We start from the raw sequence: 16,273 nt of genomic DNA on the forward strand, positions 1-16,273 counted from the left end.
AAGGCCGGGATGACGCCGCACCACGCCGCCCGGGCCTGATCGGAGCCAGTATGACCTACGTCATTCCCGGCTGGCTCCACTACAGTGGATGGCAGGAATCGGCCGCCAACAGGGCCCGCCACGAACCGCAGCAAGGATCTCCATGTCACTGCCAGGCGCCGCTGAACTTGCCGGCACCCATCACCTCACGGACTTGCACCGGTCCATGGACCGCTGGTTCTCCGAGGTGGCCCGCGTATTGCCGTGGAGATCACCCGACTGCAGCCCGTGGGGAATCCTGGTCAGCGAGGTGATGCTGCAACAGACTCCGGTGGTTCGCGTCCTGCCGGTGTGGGAAGACTGGATGGAACGCTGGCCGGAACCTGCGGATCTCGCAACGCAACCCGCAGGCGAGGCCGTGCGACATTGGGGCAGGCTCGGTTATCCCCGCCGTGCGCTCAGGCTCCACGCGGCCGCCGTCGCGATCGTGGAACAGCATGGCGGCAGGGTGCCGGACACGCACGCATCGCTGTTGAGCCTTCCGGGCGTCGGCGACTATACGGCCGCGGCCGTGGCTGCTTTTGCGTTCGGGCGCCGCGAAACCGTGGTGGACACGAACATCCGGCGAGTGCATGCCCGGCTCGTTTCGGGACTTGCGCTGCCGGCACCGTCGCTCACCGCGTCGGAGATGCGCCTCGCCGAATCACTCATGCCCGACGACGTCGAGCTCTCCGTCCGCTGGAACGCTTCCGTCATGGAACTCGGAGCGCTGGTGTGCACCGCCCGCTCCCCCAAGTGCTCAGACTGCCCTGTCCGCGATTCCTGCGGGTGGCTTGCCGCAGGTGAACCGCCGCCGACGTACACGCCCAAAGGCCAGGCGTGGCACGGCACAGACCGGCAGCTGCGGGGTGCCGTCATGGCCGTCTTGCGCGTGGCCGATTCGCCGGTAGCCCCGGAACTGTTCGAACGCCCCGCGGCCGACCTCGGTTTCGCCGCCGATGGCGCGGCCGTACCGCTGGCTGCCCTGCATCGCTTGAATTCGGCCCCGGAGCAGCTGGAACGGGCTCTCGAGGGGCTCCTGCGCGACGGCTTGGCCGAGATGCACGACGGCGGGCTGCGGCTCCCGGCCTAGGCTTGCGTTTGCGCTGTCTCCGTCACGGTGCTTCCTTCACGACGCGGCCGGTTTGCGCGCTGGCTTACGGGCTAAAAGATACGCCTGCCGGGTTTTCTCGTACCTGTCGTCCGGTTCACGGAGAAGCTGCGCTTCGACAACAAAGCCGGCTTGAAGGAGGAGTTCCGTGATGCGTTCAGGCGGCAAGCGGTAGGCATCGAGGTCGATCTCGTGGCCATACGCGAAGCCCAGGTGCCTGGGCTCGTCGCCGGCCTGGAACGCGAGCAGCAGCAAGCCGCCGGCCAGGAGGGTCCGGTGGAATTCGGCGAACACCCCCGGCAAACGGGCCGGCGGCGTATGGATGATCGAATACCAAGCGACGATGCCACCCAAGGTGCTGTCCGCCAACTCCAGGGCCTCAATCGACCCTTCATCAAACCGCAGTCTGGGGTGGTCCTTGCGGGCTACTGCCACCATCACCGGCGACAGGTCGACGCCGAAAGCCGCCAAGCCGAGGGAGTCCAGGTGCGCCGTAATCCGTCCGGGGCCGCAACCGAGGTCGGCAACCGTCCCGCCTCCAGAGGACTGCACGAGCTCGGCAAACGTGCCGAGCATGGCCCGGTCAAAGGGTTTGGTGTCGAGTTCGTTGCGCAGGAGTTCAGCGTAATCGGCAGCTACCGTGTTGTAGGCGGCGCAAGTGGCATGCACATCCGAGGGTAGAGTCATGCAAAGAACCCTATTCTTTGCGGCCGGCTTATTCCCTGCGCTCAGCAGAAAACCCTGCCGAACCGGCCGTGACTTGGGCTTGAGGTCGCGGAGCCGCAACGATCCGTAGATGTCGGTAACGATGTGCCTGCCAGTTGCCGGCATCCCGTTCCGGGCCCCGGCTGCGGGATTATTCTCAATTATGCGCAGGTTGTGGGCCGCCATTGCATTGACCACGACGGCGGCGCTCTGGTCGGGATGCGAACCTCAAGTCACCGTTTGTCCGGCAATTGCGATGGCCCCCGTGGTGTCCCTGACAATCACGGCAGAATACGCGCCAACCATCAAAACCGTCCATTTGAAGGCGTGCCAAGACGGGAAATGCCGCGAGGCCGACTTGGATTTGCGCCCGGGCAGCGCGTCGGTGCCTCAATCCTGCGGCCCTGAACCCGACGGGTCATGCTCTGCCGTCGCGTCACCGGACGGCACCCGCTACGGCTTCCTGAACATGGGAACACTGACGTCCTCACCCATCGATGCCGAAGTGACCGGCGCCGACACAAACGGCGGGACCTTGCCGGTCAGGACACTCAACTTCACGCCCATAAGCGCCAAACCGTGGGGCGAGCAGTGCCAGACCACCATCACGGCAAGCCTCTTGCTCGATGCCCACGGTCTGCGGCAGTCCTGAACCCAAAGGCCGCGTGCGGCGAGATCCCGGCGCCGCACCAAATCTCTCCGCGGCGTCAGATCTCGCCGAATCCCTGTTCCACCAGCCGCCTGACGTAGTCCACGGCCTTCGATGAATCTTTGCCCCAAGCCTCGACTCTGAGCTTGCCGCCCTTTCCCACGGCGAGGCTCATGAGTTCCATAATGGAGGTGCCATCGACGCCGTTTACGGTTGCCTCGACATCCAGGCCGGCGAGTCCGCCCGCAATTTTCGCCGCAGGCCTGGCATGCATTCCCATGGGGTTGATGAGCTCGAACTCGCCGCTTTCCGCCGGCTCGCCCCTGCCTTGGGATTCAGCGGACGCCGCGCCATCAAAAGCGGGCTCCGGACCGAATCGAACCGCCTCCGCGGCGGCCTTCACTGCGGCCGCCAAGGCGCCACCCTGGGTGGCCACGGCGGCGGCGACCAGGCCCTCCACCAAGGGAGCGTCGGCAATGTGGACTTTGTCCGGCTCGCTGCAGAACTCCGCCGCTGATTCTGCCGTCATGACCGCGGAACCAAGGTCCGTCAGAACCACCACGCCATCGCCTGCGGCGTCCCCAAGTCCTGCCTCGAATGCGGCGATCGTTTTTTCCAGGTCCGTGCCAATCCGGCCATCATCCGTGCCGCCGACGCCGTAGAACCTCACATCGGGGGCCATCTGAGCGGCCAATTCCACGGCACCTTCCGCGATCTTCCGGCTGTGCGAGACCACCACCAAGCCCACCGTCATTCAGCGGCCCCTTCGGGGAATCCCGCAGCGGTAGCGGCTGCGCGCAACAACAGGGCAGAAGACGCAGCCCCGGGATCGCGGTGACCGGCGCTGCGTTCACCGAGGTAACTGGCGCGACCTTTGCGGGCTACCAACGGATCAGTCGTGACGGCCCCAACCTCGGCGGCTTCGGCCGCCGCAGCCAGCACCGCCACAGCATCTCCACCGGCCACCAGGACCTCGTCCGCCGCTTCCACAGCCGGAGACCAGGCATCCACCATGGTTTTGTCGCCCAACTCCGCCTTGCCCCTGGCAACGATTCCGTCCCGTGCCGCAGTCAGTGCTCCGGCGAGCGCCGCTGCGTCAACGTCCGCGCTTTCTCCCAGCGCCGTGGCCGCCCGAAGATACGCGGTTCCATACAGCGGTCCGGCTGCCCCGCCCACCTTGGACATCAGGGCCATCGCGGCCAGCTTGAGTGCTGCACCGGGTGTCTCCGGTGGAGTCTGGGCAAGTTTCTCCATGACGGCCTGGAATCCCCGGTCCATGTTTTCGCCGTGGTCGGAGTCTCCTATCGCACGGTCCAAGGCAATCAATTCCTCCCGGTGCTCGGACATGAGCCGAGCGGAGAGTGTCAACCATTGGACCGCCCATTCGACCCCCAGGCCCACTGTCACATCCCCCAACGCAGGGCCGGAGTGTGGACGGGTGCGTCCCAGAGTGCGGTGAGTTCGTCATCAAGACGCAGTACCGAGATGGAGCAGCCCTGCATCTCGAGCGAAGTGACATAGTTGCCCACCAGTGAGCGTTCCACTTTGGCTCCTCTTTCCGCGAGGATCTGGGCCGCCCGGCGGTAGACAATGTACAGCTCGCTGAGGGGCGTACCGCCCATGCCGTTGACGAACAGCAGCACTTCTTCACCGGCCTTGATCCCGAGGTCTTCCAGGACAGGGTCCAAGAGGCGGCTGGTGATGGCGTCGGCGCCCTCCATGGCGATCCGATGCCTGCCGGGTTCACCGTGAATGCCTATGCCGATTTCGATTTCGTCCTCCGCAAGCTCAAAGCTGGGCACCCCGGCATGCGGCACAGTGCAGCCGGACAAGGCGACGCCCATGGTGCGTACGTTGCGGACGACTCCCTCCGCTACACCCGCGACAGCTTCCAGGGAATCCCCACGCTCCGCTGCGGCGCCGGCAATCTTTTCGACCAACACGGTGCCACCCACGCCGCGACGGCCTGCCGTGTACAGCGAATCCTCCACTGCGACGTCGTCGTTGACGAGAACCGAGCGGACGCTGATTCCTTCAGCCTGGGCCATCTCTGCCGCGGTCTCGAAGTTCAGCACGTCGCCGGTGTAGTTCTTCACGATGTGTATGACGCCGGCTCCTGAATCGACTGCCGCGGTAGCCGGAATGATCTGGTCAGGCGTGGGCGAGGTGAAGACGGCACCCGGCACGGCGGCGTCGAGCATTCCGTGCCCCACAAAGCCGGCATGGAGCGGCTCGTGGCCGCTCCCTCCTCCCGACACAAGCGCCACTTTGCCGGCTACGGGCGCTCCTTTTCGAACGACGAAAATGGGGTCCGTGTGGACGTCCACGAGATCGGCATGGGCCATGCCGAAACCCTCGACAGACTCGTCCACCACCGAGCGGGGATCGTTGATGAGCTTTTTCATGGCGCGCTCCTGGGGCGTTGCTGGTAGGTGATTTGACCCTACTACCAGCGCCCCGGGCACGGTAGGGGAATGGTCCGTATGTGGAAAGTCCGGAACCCGGAAACGCAGAAGGGACAGCCCCCAATGGCTGTCCCTCCTGAAAGACCTACCGGCATGCGTCCGGTCAATGCGGCGGCCCGCCCACCGTCAAACGACCGACGCTGAAGTCTTGGGCTGTTGCGTCTTTGGCCATTGAGTCCGGCCAAAGATCCTTGCACGCGGACCGCATGCAACCCCCGGTCCCCCGCTTGCGCGACTCCGGCGTGGAGCCAGGACGCGGCATCTCAATCTGGAAACCTGAAAAGTCCGGAAACATAACGTGGTACTTCATTTCTCGCCTCCACAGTATGGTTGGCCCGCCGCAACCGAGCCTCAACTAGTTTATCCATCAAGTTGATATACGTAAAGACTTGGCATCAGCACATCCGGGCGGCGAGGAGAAGAACTCGGAGCTAAAGGACCTTGATCATGCGGGTGTTGCCCAGGGTATTGGGCTTCACGCGGGCGAGATCGAGGAACTCGGCCACGCCTTCGTCATGGGAACGCAGCAATTCCGAATAGACCTGCGGGTCGACGGCGGTTTGGTCCGCCATGACTTCGAATCCGTGGCGCTTGAAGAAGTCCACTTCGAACGTCAGGCAGAAGACCCGCGCAACGCCCAACGCGCGGGCGTCCTCCAGGAGTTGCTGGACAAGGACGTGGCCCACGCCCTTGCCCCGCCAATTGTCGTCCGCCGCCAAAGTACGCACCTCGGCCAGATCCTCCCACATGACGTGCAAGGCGCCGCAACCGATCACCTCGCCGTCGGACGATTCGGCAATCCGGAACTCCTGAAGGCTCTCGTAGTAGGCCACGGTCTCTTTGGCCATCAGGATTCGCTGCTCTGCCAGTGGCGCTACAAGCCTCTTGATCGCGGCAACATCGCCGGTGCGGGCAGGGCGGATACTGAACGTCGAAGTCACAGCCCCAATCCTACGAGGCGAAAGGCGCCTAAAGCCCCAGGTCCTCAGGAACAGGAATCTCCTGACCGAGTACCTGCCTGGCCAGGAAGTGCTCCACGACGCCGTACCAGACCTTGGCGTGCTGCGGCTGCAGGATCCAATGGTTCTCGTCAGGGAAGTACAGGAAGCGGTGCTGGGTCTCACCGTTCTCATCGGCGGGCAGCCCGGAGCTGGAAAGAAGTTCGTACCAAAGCCGAAGGCCCTCGCCGATCGGCACCCGGTAGTCCTTGTCGCCGTGGATCACCAGCATGGGCGTCTTGATTTTTGCGATATGGAGATGGGGCGAGTTGTCCAGTGCCATCTCTGCGGTCATTTCCTTGAGCCAATACTGCGAAGCGTCCGTAGTGGGCCCGAACTGGTCCATGGCCCACAAACTGGCGTGCGTCACGATCGCCTTGAAACGGTCCGTTTGCCCGGCCACCCAGTTGGCCATGTATCCGCCGAATGACCCACCCATGGCGGCTGTCCGCGTCTGGTCAACGTCGGACCGCTGGACCACTGCGTCGGTGATGGACATGAGGTCCGTAAACGGCGCCTTGCCCCATTCGCCCCAGCCGCGTTGGATGAATTGCTGGCCGTACCCGGTGGACAGTGCCGGGTCCGGCAGAAGCACGGCATACCCCTTCGATACGAGCAGCCATGGATTCCATCGCCAGGTCCAGGCATTCCACGAGCCCAACGGCCCGCCGTGGATCCACAACAGCAGGGGGGCCGGGTTCGCCTCGGATGCGCCTTCCGGGAGCGCGAGGTAAGCCGGGACCCTCGAGCCGTCAGCCGCGCTCGTCTCGACCCGCTCCAACGAGCCTTTGATCCTGGGACGCTCAGCGGGTGCGGGGAGCCGCTCGACGTCGCCCGAGGCGAGGTCGATCCGGACGGCTTCCGCCGGGAATTCATAGGAACTGCGCAACGCAAACGCACTCAATCCGTCCGGGGAAGCCACGACGTCGGTGTACGCGGCCGCGTCCTGCGTCACCCGGTTGACGGTACCGTCGGCGACGGCGACCCGGAAGACCGGCGCGGCGCCGTCGTCATCCGCTGTGACGAGGAGCGAGCGCCCGTCCGGAAGCCAGGCCGCCGGGCTGCCCCAGCGGTCCCAGGCGGGCGCGAGCGGCTCGAGGTCAAGGGTTTCTCCCGCCCCGACGTTCAAGAGGTGGAGTTTGACCTGGGGTGCCCGCGCGGGGGTACTGTCGCTTTCGCTGACTACCGAGAGCATCTTGTTGTCAGGGCTGACCGGGCCCGGGAAATAGCTCATTCCCTCATGGTCAAGGAGCACCTTGATCGAGCCGGAAGCGACATCGACGGCGGCGAGCACAAAGCGCGTGTCGGCCTTCGCGAGCGGCTTGGCCAGGCTCGTATAGATCGTCTTGCCGTCCGGACTGACCACGGCGTGGGTGTTGCGGAGGTTGCCGCCGACGTCGGGCGTCAGATTGCGCAGTTTCAGGGGTGCGGTAGCGTCCACTGTCGCGGGCTTGCCGGACTCGGCCGTATCTCCGTTGTCCACGGCGAACAGCCTTGGCTGGGCCGGCCCCAGATCTGCGTCCCAGTAGCGGACCGGGTAGCCGGTATGCAGAATCGCCGCTACCTTGTTGTCCATGCGGCTCTTGCGCCGCTCCTCGTCATTTTCCTCATCGGTGGAACCGGCAAGGACCGAGGCCGTCACGAAAGTGGCATCCGCGGCCGACGCGGTCATGACGCCCCCGACTCCGCCCGCGCGGGAGTGCACCACCCGGGCCTCACCGCCGTCGGCAGGCAGGAGCCACAACGCGCTCACGGGATCCGCTTCGGGGCTGTCCGGATCGGGCCGGGCTGAGGTGAAGTAGAGGTCACCGTTGGCAGCAAACACCGCGCCGGTTTCTCCCTTGGCGCTGCGTGTGATGCGGCGGGCGTGCTTCTTTCCCGCTGGATCAAGCTCCCAAAGGGCAGTGACGTACTCAGTGCCCTTGGCGTTGAGCGTGGACACCGTAGTGACCAGGCGGCTTCCGTCCGTGCTGAGAGCCAGGCCGCCGACCCGGGGGATGGCCAGGTAGTGGTCGAGATCGTGGAAAGGAGTTTCGGGTTGTGTGCTCGGGGTCTCTGAGGCATTCGAATCCATGCTCTGATTCAACACGCAATGTGCCGCAGATCACAAAAGGTTCACTAAGAGTGAAACACTTATTTCAGATATTACGAACCTGGGGAACGCAAAAACCCCGCCCGCTCCTTTCGGGAGCGGGCGGGGCCTTTGAGTCGGCGGAACCGGAACTAGGCGCTCGGAGCGATTTCCGGGATGCGCGGCTTGGCATTGCCGGCAAACGTGAACTTGGCGTCATCGCCTTCGCCGTCCACGTCGACCACCACGATGTCACCGGAGTGCAGCTCGCCGAAGAGGATCTTCTCGGAGAGCTGGTCCTCGATCTCGCGCTGGATGGTCCGGCGCAGCGGCCGGGCACCCATGGCAGGATCGTAGCCCCGGGTCGCCAGGAGGACCTTGGCGGCCGTGGTGAGCTCGATGCCCATGTCCTTGTCCTTGAGGCGGCCCTCGAGGCGCGTGACGAACAGGTCCACGATCTCGATGATCTCGTCCTGCGTGAGCTGCGGGAACACCACGACGTCGTCAACACGGTTGAGGAACTCGGGGCGGAAGTGCTGCTTGAGCTCTTCGGTGACCCGTGCCCGCATCCGGTTGTAACCGGTGGTGGTGTCCGTGCCGGACTGGAAGCCGGTCGCCACGCTCTTGGAGATGTCGCGGGTGCCGAGGTTGGTGGTCATGATGATCACCGTGTTCTTGAAGTCCACCACGCGGCCCTGGGAGTCGGTCAGGCGGCCGTCTTCCAGGATCTGCAGCAGCGAGTTGAAGAGATCGGCGTGAGCCTTCTCCACTTCGTCGAACAGCACCACGGAGAACGGACGACGGCGGACCTTCTCGGTCAGCTGCCCGCCTTCTTCGTAGCCGACGTAGCCCGGAGGGGCACCGAAGAGACGCGAAACCGTGTGCTTCTCGGAGTACTCGGACATGTCCAGCGTGATGAGGGCGTCCTCTTCACCGAAGAGGAATTCCGCCAACGCCTTGGCGAGCTCGGTCTTGCCGACGCCGGTGGGGCCGGCGAAGATGAACGAGCCACCGGGACGCTTGGGGTCCTTCAGGCCTGCACGTGTGCGGCGGATCGCCTGGGAGAGGGCACGGATGGCCTCGTCCTGGCCGACGACCCGCTTGTGCAGCTCGTCTTCCATCTTGAGGAGGCGGCTGGATTCTTCCTCGGTGAGTTTGAAGACCGGGATGCCGGTGGAATTCGCGAGAACTTCGGCAATCAGCTCCTCGTCTACCTCGGAAATATCGTCCATGCCGCCGGACTTCCAGTTACGTTCCTTCTCGGCACGCTCGGCAATGAGCTTCTGCTCCTTGTCGCGCAGCGAGGCGGCGCCTTCGAAGTCCTGGGCGTCGATGGCCGATTCCTTCTCCATCTTCACTTCGGCAATGCGCTCATCCATGGCCTTGAGCTCCGGCGGCGCAGTCATGCGACGGATGCGAAGCCGGGCACCTGCTTCGTCGATCAGGTCGATCGCCTTGTCCGGCAGGAAGCGGTCCGAGATGTAGCGTTCGGCCAGCGTTGCGGCAGAGGCAAGGGCGCCGTCGGTGATGGTCACCCGGTGGTGCGCCTCGTAACGGTCACGCAGGCCCTTGAGGATCTCGATCGCGTGCGCGACGGAAGGCTCCTTGACCTGGATCGGCTGGAAGCGGCGCTCCAACGCGGCGTCTTTCTCAATGTGCTTGCGGTACTCGTCCAAAGTGGTGGCCCCGATGGTCTGGAGTTCACCTCGGGCCAGCATCGGCTTGAGGATGGACGCGGCATCGATGGCACCCTCGGCAGCGCCGGCACCCACGAGCGTGTGGATTTCGTCGATGAAGAGGATGATGTCGCCGCGGGTCCGGATTTCCTTGAGGACCTTCTTCAGGCGCTCTTCGAAGTCACCACGGTAACGGGAACCGGCCACAAGGGAACCGAGGTCAAGCGTGTAGAGCTGCTTGTCCTTGATGGTCTCCGGCACGTCTCCGCGGACAATCGCCTGGGCGAGGCCTTCGACGACGGCGGTCTTGCCGACGCCGGGCTCACCGATCAGCACGGGGTTGTTCTTGGTCCGGCGGGAGAGGACCTGCATGACGCGTTCCATCTCCAGCTCGCGGCCGATCACAGGATCAAGCTTGTTTTCCCGCGCGGCCTGGGTAAGGTTGCGGCCGAACTGGTCCAGCACCACCGAACCGGCAGGGGTGCCTTCCTGTTGGCCCGGACCTGAGCCGGGACCCGCAGTTTCTTTGCCCTGGTATCCGGAAAGCAACTGGATGACTTGCTGGCGGACGCGGTTGAGGTCGGCGCCAAGCTTGACGAGGACCTGCGCGGCAACGCCTTCACCCTCGCGGATGAGGCCGAGCAGGATGTGCTCGGTACCGATGTAGTTGTGGCCGAGCTGCAGGGCTTCGCGGAGCGAGAGCTCAAGCACCTTTTTGGCGCGCGGGGTGAAGGGGATGTGACCGGACGGGGCTTGCTGGCCCTGGCCGATGATCTCCTGTACCTGCTCGCGGACGCCATCGAGCGAAATGCTCAGGGACTCAAGCGCCTTGGCGGCAACGCCTTCACCCTCGTGGATCAGACCCAAGAGGATGTGCTCGGTACCGATGTAGTTGTGGTTGAGCATGCGTGCCTCTTCTTGGGCAAGCACAACAACGCGACGGGCACGGTCCGTAAATCTCTCAAACATTTCGCCACACTCCTAGCTACGACGTACTTTGATGCTACGTGGCAACGCTGGAATTTTGGGGCGTGTTCGCCACAGGGGAAACATGGCCGCACCGGGAATAGGTTCACTCAACTCGTCCGTGGACCCTAGGACCACGGCGGAAACCGAATCCGGGGCTTCCACGATCACGCCGCGCTTCCGCCGACGCCCCCGCGAGCCGGCCGGCCGCCGTCGTTCTTCCCGGCAAACGTGGTGGCTGTCTACCGGATACGCCCAGTCGACTCCAAGCCTTCCGGGGAATAGTGGCGCAGGACACCGTTATCCCGGCGAACCGGGCGGTTAAAAGACAATACCCCGGCCGTTGGGCCGGGGTATTGATACTTGGTGTCAGGAATTGGCCTTCTGGTAGGCTTCCTGAATTTCGGCCTGAATGCGGCCACGGCTGTTTACGGTATAACCGTTCTCGCGCGCCCATTGACGGATCTGTGCGGAGTCCTGGTTTCTCCCTGCAGTAACGCGGCTACGCGTTGCACGGCCGGTCGATGTCTTGCGCGCCTTAGCTACAAATGGCCCAAGAGCGTCCCGCAGCTTCGCAGCGTTGGCACTGGACAGATCCATTTCGTAACTGACTCCATCAAGGCCAAAGCGGACAGTTTCATCCGCAGAGCCCTCATCCAGGTCGTCAACGAGGATAATTTTGACTTTCTGTGCCATGAAAAGACTCTCTTTTGGAGGGGTCGGATATGCAGAATAGCTAGACTACTAATTAAAGATTATCGTCCAGTGGATGGCACATCGTCAAAGGCTCGGCCAAAGGCATCCTCAAAGGGATCGTCAAAGACACTATTAAATCTTCGGGAGCGGCCGGAGAAAGAGCTATTTGGCAGGCGTTGAGCCGTCGCCCGTCGGCTTGGCAATTCCGAATCCGGCTTCTTCCTGGGCGCGGGCTTCTGCTTGGCGCTCTGATTTGTCCGCGTTGAAGATAGCCTTCATGGCAAACCAAAAGAGAAGTCCGACAACGACGGACGGTGCAAGAACGGCAATGTATTCCATGGTCAGTGCCCTTCGGGCTTGAGGAGTGGGAACAGGATGGTTTCCCGGATGCCTGCTCCGGTGAACAGCATGACCAAGCGGTCGATGCCTAGGCCGATGCCGCCCATGGGCGGAGCACCGTATTCAAGGGCGCGCAGGAAGTCTTCATCCAGCTGCATCGCCTCGACATCGCCGGCGGCCGAACGACGCGACTGCTCCGTGAGGCGTTCGCGCTGGATGACGGGGTCGATCAGCTCGGAGAAGGCCGTGCCGCGTTCCATGCCGCCGATGATGAGGTCCCAGGCCTCGATCAGGCGGCCGTCCTCCCGATGCGGGCGGGCAAGGGGCTGCGCGGAGGGCGGGTAGTTGTAGACAAAAGTCGGGTTGAGCAGGGTGGGTTCGACGATCTCGCCGAACAGTTCTACTACAAGCTTCTCGGCGTCCCACTTGGGGTCCACCTTGACCTCGTGCTTGGCGGCAATCGCCTGGAGTTCCGCCACGGTGGTGTCCGGTGTGATCTCTTCGCCGATCGCCTCGGAGAGCCCCGGGTAGACGGCAACCCAGGCCCATTCGCCGTCGAGGTCGATCTCTCCGGCGTCAGTCTGGATGGTGCGGGTGCCCACGACGTCGGCGACGTTCAGGATGATTTCCTTCATGCGCTCGGCCATGACGAACTGGTCCGCCCACGCCTCGTAGCATTCCAACGTGGTGAATTCGGGGCTGTGTGTGGAGTCGACGCCTTCGTTGCGGAAGACGCGGCCCATGTCGTAGACGCGGTCGATTCCGCCAACCACGGCGCGCTTGAGGAAGAGCTCGGTGGCGATACGCAGCGTCATCTTCTGGTCGAAGGCATTCATGTGGGTCTCGAACGGGCGGGCCGTGGCACCACCGTGGATGAGCTGCAGGATGGGGGTCTCCACCTCCACATAGCCGCGGCGGTCCAGGGTGTCGCGAACCGAGCGGGTAATCGCTGCGCGGGTGTAGACCATTTCCCGGGCTTCGTCCCGGACCATGAGGTCCACGTAGCGCTGCCTGACACGTGTTTCCTCATTGAGTTCGGCGTGCAGCACCGGCAACGGGCGCAAGGCCTTCGAGGCCATGGACCAGGAGTCGGCCATGACGGACAGCTCGCCACGCCTGGAGGAAATGACTTCGCCCTTGATGAAAACGTGGTCTCCGAGGTCCACCAGCGCTTTCCAGTCCGCGAGGGTTTCCTCGCCGACGTTCGCCAGGCTGAGCATCGCCTGCAGGCGCACGCCCTTCCCGTCTACACCGCCTTCCTGAAGGGTGGCGAAGCAGAGCTTGCCGGTATTGCGCACGAAAACGACGCGGCCAGTGATGCCCACAATGTCGCCCGTGGTTTCGTCAGCCTGGAGATGGGCGTACTTTTCGCGGATCTCGGCGAGGGAATGCGTCCGCTCAACACCCACCGGGTAGGCCTCGGTGCCGCGCTCAATCAGCTTGCTGCGCTTTTCCATGCGGATGCGCATCTGTTCGCTGGCGTCGGCTGGCTCGGCGGCGGTGTGCGGGGATGGGGTGTTTGCGGAAGTCACAATCCACAAGTTTACCGGGGATTCCTTGGAGTTCCCTATCTTCCCCTCCCGTCCCTGCGGCAACATAGACTCGGGCTGTGGAGAGCAACATAGACTCGGGCTGTGGAGACATGGACAGTTGAAACGGACGACGACGGCGGCCACCTTGAGGTGCACTCCTTCCGGCCGGCCGCCGGCGCGTCCATTCCCGGCGCTTCGAGCGCTGCGGAGGAGCCCGGCGTCGTGCTTGTTCACGGCACCCTGGTGACCGATTCCCTTTACTGGCCATTCGCCCGGAACCTAAGCGTCCTGCTTGGCCGGCCGGTGCATTCCTACAACCGGCGCGGCCGCGGCCGATCGGCACCGCAACCGCCCGACTACTCCGCCGCGACGGAGACCAGCGACTTGCTTTCCGTAATGGAGGCGAGCGGATCCACCGATGTTGTCGGGCACAGTTATGGCGGATTCGTCGCGCTCCAGGCGGCGTTGCGCGCACCCATTTCCCGCCTCGTCACTTACGACGCCGCGGTTTCGCTCTCCGGGAACTTGAACGGGCGCTGGCGGCCGCAATTGGAAGAGGCCGTCACCGCGGGTCAACTCGACAACGCATGGGCGCATTTGGTCCAGGGGCTGGGCACGGCGGGCCCGATTTCCTATTTGCCGCTCGGGGCGCTGCGGGTGATCAGCATCCTCTCGGCCAAGACGAGGTTGGGATCCGAGATGAGGGAACTGCTGCCGACGGCGGTGTTGGAGATGCGCGCGATCATCGACGCCGATTCGCATATCCAGGACTATGCGGAGTTGAAAACGCCGACCCTGATGCTTAGTGGGGGGTGGAGTCCGGCGTACTTTGCCGAAACCGGTCGACAGCTTGCGGCTGCCATTCCGTTGGTGGACTTCGCGGTGGTCCCCTTGCAGTTCCACGAGGGTCCCCTCCGGCCGGGGAAGCAGCTCGCGGTGAGAATTGCCCGCTACCTGGCACAAGGCGCCGTCACCCTAGGATGAAGCGGTGAGAGAACGTGAGGTCCCCACGCCCGACGGCGGCAAGCTCGCCTTGTACAGTTACGGCTCGGTGGACGCGCCGGGAGAGCGCCGCGTGGTGCTCATCGGGGGCGCATTCCTGACCGCGCTCATCTACAGGCCCTTTTCCATGGCGCTATCCACGGGACTCGGCGAGGGCTGGGCAGTCGATGTCTACGATCGCAGGGGCCGCGGCAGCTCGACGGAACTACCCGCAAACTACTCCATGGCCACGGAGATTGCGGACGTGCGGAGCATCATGGACGCCACAGGCGCCAGGAACCTCCTTGGCCACAGCCTTGGCGGATCCGTGGCATTGAACGCCGTGCAGGAGTTTGCGGGAACGAGCTACGAGCCGGACAAACTTGCTGTGTACGACGCCGCCGTGAACATCGACGGGAGCGTCGACACGGGCTGGCTGGACGGCTTTGCCCAATCCGTGGATAGCGGGAATGTGGGACGTGCCATGGCCAGGCTGAAGCGGGGCATGCAGCCTGGCACCGCCTTGGCGCGGATCCCGGAACCCATCTTGGCCGGACTCATGGCCCTCGTTTCCCACACGAAGGTCAACAAGGTCCTCAGGGGACTCATGCCAACGGGCGTGGCCGAACTCAAAGCTGCCTACGACGAATCTGCGCGCCCCCGTGACTTCTCCGTCCTCCCCCGAAGCACGCGGTTCATGGTGGGCAGCAAAAGCCCCGAATACTACAAGGTCACTGCCGAGCGGCTGTACGCAGCCGTCCCCGGAAGCACGCTGGTGGTATCGCCAAAAGGCTTCCACGGATCCATTCCGGCCGCGGTCAAGGAACTTGTCATGGACCTTTCCAGCTATTTCAAGGACTGACGGAACCCTGCGGCTCCGTTAGGCTCGAAGCATGACGCGCGAGAACATCACAACGGCCGACGGCGGAACCCTCGAGCTCTTCACGACGGGCGGTGAGCTTGCCGCTGGCGGCTCAGGCGTCGTCGTCGTGCCCGCCTCCATGGTGACCGCCGCAGACTACTCCAAGTTTGCCCAGAAACTCAGTGCTGCCCTTGGCCGCCCGGTCCACACCTTCAACCGCCGCGGCCGTGGTGAATCATCGCCCCAGCCCGCGGACTACACCCTCGACGTCGACATCCGGGATCTTTCCGAAGTCATGAAGCACACGGCGAGCACCGATGTCTTCGGCCACAGCTTCGGAGGCGCAGTGGCCCTGCACGCGGCACGCACGCTGCCGGTGGAACGCCTGGCGGTCTACGACCCCGCCGTATCCGTCAACCACAGCGTGAAGGCCGAGTGGACGGGCGAATACGAGCGCGCGACGGCGGCTGGAGACTTTGACCGCGGGCTCGCTGTGCTTGTGAAGGGTGTCGAGACGGAGGGCGCCTTCGCGCGGATGCCGCTGTCCATGCTGACACTCGTCACCAAGCTCACGTCGGGCACTCACATGGGCAAGCAGATGCGTGAGCTCATGCAGGCCGGCGTGCGTGAGATCAAGGCAGTCATCGCCGCGGACATGCCGGCCGAGCCGTTCCTTGAGCTGCCGCTGGAGACACTCATTGTGGTCGGGGAGAAAAGCCCCGCCTACTTCGGTGTGGCGTGTGGCCAGATCCACGACGTCTTGTCCGGATCGAGCTACACCATCCTGCCAGGCCACGGCCACGACGGAGTGATCCGAGCACCGGACAAGCTCATCGCCGAGCTCTCCGACTTCTTCTCGGGCTAAACGCCCGCTCACATATAACGGGTCCTGACCGGACGCTAGCTCACATATAACGGGTCCTGACCGGACGCCCGCTCACTTCCGCTGAGGGCGGGCGGGGGGCTGGGGCCGGCCCGGCTCATGGGTGAGCCGGGGTTTGGGTTTTCCGGCTTATACGTGAGCCGGGGTTTCGGATTTCCGGCACATAGGTGAGCCGGCGTCTGCGCCGGTTGGGGGGTGGGGTGTTAAATGGTGCAGGCCCCGACGTGTGTCGGGGCCTGGACCGTTAATGGTTGTCCGGCGGTGTCCTACTCTCCCACACCCTCCCGGGTGCAGTACCATCGGCGCTGTGGGTCTTAGCTT

At 64.0% G+C, this 16,273-nt stretch carries 15 protein-coding genes; 5 read left to right on the forward strand and 10 right to left on the reverse strand.

The genetic code is table 11. From position 1 onward, the window contains the following. Positions 1 to 142 precede the first annotated feature (142 nt). Positions 143 to 1,111, forward strand: a complete 969-nt coding sequence (locus ABH924_RS15220; protein WP_404500050.1) for an A/G-specific adenine glycosylase — start codon at positions 143 to 145, stop codon at positions 1,109 to 1,111. Between the two features lie 36 nt (positions 1,112 to 1,147). Here the strand turns inward: ABH924_RS15220 and ABH924_RS15225 are convergent, their stop codons facing one another. After that, entirely contained in the window at positions 1,148 to 1,816 is a 669-nt protein-coding gene (locus ABH924_RS15225) for a class I SAM-dependent methyltransferase (protein ID WP_404500052.1), read from the reverse strand. Between the two features lie 181 nt (positions 1,817 to 1,997). Here ABH924_RS15225 and ABH924_RS15230 point away from each other — a divergent pair, with 181 nt between their 5' ends. After that, entirely contained in the window at positions 1,998 to 2,486 is a 489-nt protein-coding gene (locus tag ABH924_RS15230) for a hypothetical protein (RefSeq protein ID WP_234753910.1), read from the forward strand. A gap of 55 nt (positions 2,487 to 2,541) precedes the next feature. Here the strand turns inward: ABH924_RS15230 and dhaM are convergent, their stop codons facing one another. The 9 genes from dhaM to lysS all read right to left on the reverse strand — a co-directional run bounded on the left by dhaM (position 2,542) and on the right by lysS (position 13,226). Continuing rightward, positions 2,542 to 3,237 (reverse strand): dihydroxyacetone kinase phosphoryl donor subunit DhaM, encoded by a 696-nt coding sequence (gene dhaM, locus ABH924_RS15235; RefSeq protein ID WP_234753909.1) that lies wholly within the window; start codon positions 3,235 to 3,237, stop codon positions 2,542 to 2,544. Next, complete coding sequence (gene dhaL / locus ABH924_RS15240; protein WP_234753990.1) at positions 3,234 to 3,884, reverse strand: dihydroxyacetone kinase subunit DhaL; 651 nt, start codon at positions 3,882 to 3,884, stop codon at positions 3,234 to 3,236. The genes dhaM and dhaL overlap by 4 nt, the downstream gene beginning before the upstream one ends. Positions 3,885 to 3,886: 2 nt before the next feature. After that, on the reverse strand, positions 3,887 to 4,888 hold the full coding sequence (gene dhaK, locus ABH924_RS15245; protein ID WP_059388341.1) for a dihydroxyacetone kinase subunit DhaK: 1,002 nt from the start codon (positions 4,886 to 4,888) through the stop codon (positions 3,887 to 3,889). Between the two features lie 491 nt (positions 4,889 to 5,379). Next, the gene (locus tag ABH924_RS15250) at positions 5,380 to 5,889 is read right to left on the reverse strand and encodes an amino-acid N-acetyltransferase (RefSeq protein ID WP_059388339.1); all 510 of its coding nucleotides are present in this window, start codon (positions 5,887 to 5,889) and stop codon (positions 5,380 to 5,382) included. A 28-nt stretch (positions 5,890 to 5,917) separates the two neighbouring features. After that, on the reverse strand, positions 5,918 to 8,020 hold the full coding sequence (locus ABH924_RS15255; RefSeq protein ID WP_404500056.1) for an alpha/beta fold hydrolase: 2,103 nt from the start codon (positions 8,018 to 8,020) through the stop codon (positions 5,918 to 5,920). Positions 8,021 to 8,169: 149 nt separating this feature from the next. Then, a complete protein-coding gene (locus tag ABH924_RS15260; RefSeq protein WP_234753905.1) occupies positions 8,170 to 10,662 on the reverse strand; it encodes an ATP-dependent Clp protease ATP-binding subunit in 2,493 nt (830 codons plus the stop codon). A gap of 366 nt (positions 10,663 to 11,028) precedes the next feature. Continuing rightward, positions 11,029 to 11,355, reverse strand: a complete 327-nt coding sequence (locus tag ABH924_RS15265; RefSeq protein WP_404500059.1) for an Lsr2 family protein — start codon at positions 11,353 to 11,355, stop codon at positions 11,029 to 11,031. 162 nt (positions 11,356 to 11,517) lie between these two features. Beyond that, a complete protein-coding gene (locus ABH924_RS15270) occupies positions 11,518 to 11,694 on the reverse strand; it encodes a hypothetical protein (protein ID WP_234753903.1) in 177 nt (58 codons plus the stop codon). A 2-nt stretch (positions 11,695 to 11,696) separates the two neighbouring features. Then, a complete protein-coding gene (gene lysS, locus ABH924_RS15275; RefSeq protein ID WP_404500061.1) occupies positions 11,697 to 13,226 on the reverse strand; it encodes a lysine--tRNA ligase in 1,530 nt (509 codons plus the stop codon). A 102-nt stretch (positions 13,227 to 13,328) separates the two neighbouring features. Here lysS and ABH924_RS15280 point away from each other — a divergent pair, with 102 nt between their 5' ends. Genes ABH924_RS15280 through ABH924_RS15290 form a run of 3 tightly spaced genes read left to right on the forward strand, consistent with a single transcriptional unit; the run spans position 13,329 to position 15,934 of the window. Beyond that, a complete protein-coding gene (locus ABH924_RS15280) occupies positions 13,329 to 14,210 on the forward strand; it encodes an alpha/beta fold hydrolase (protein ID WP_234753899.1) in 882 nt (293 codons plus the stop codon). Positions 14,211 to 14,214: 4 nt separating this feature from the next. Beyond that, positions 14,215 to 15,069: an alpha/beta fold hydrolase gene (locus ABH924_RS15285; protein WP_404500064.1), complete on the forward strand. Its 855-nt coding sequence runs from the start codon at positions 14,215 to 14,217 to the stop codon at positions 15,067 to 15,069. 31 nt (positions 15,070 to 15,100) lie between these two features. After that, positions 15,101 to 15,934 carry an alpha/beta fold hydrolase gene (locus tag ABH924_RS15290; RefSeq protein WP_404500066.1) on the forward strand — a complete coding sequence of 278 codons (834 nt, stop codon included), beginning with the start codon at positions 15,101 to 15,103 and terminating at the stop codon, positions 15,932 to 15,934. The last annotated feature ends 339 nt before the right edge of the window (positions 15,935 to 16,273 follow it).

Origin of the sequence: Arthrobacter sp. GAS37 (assembly GCF_044908325.1) — a bacterium.
GTDB lineage: Bacteria > Actinomycetota > Actinomycetes > Actinomycetales > Micrococcaceae > Arthrobacter > Arthrobacter ramosus.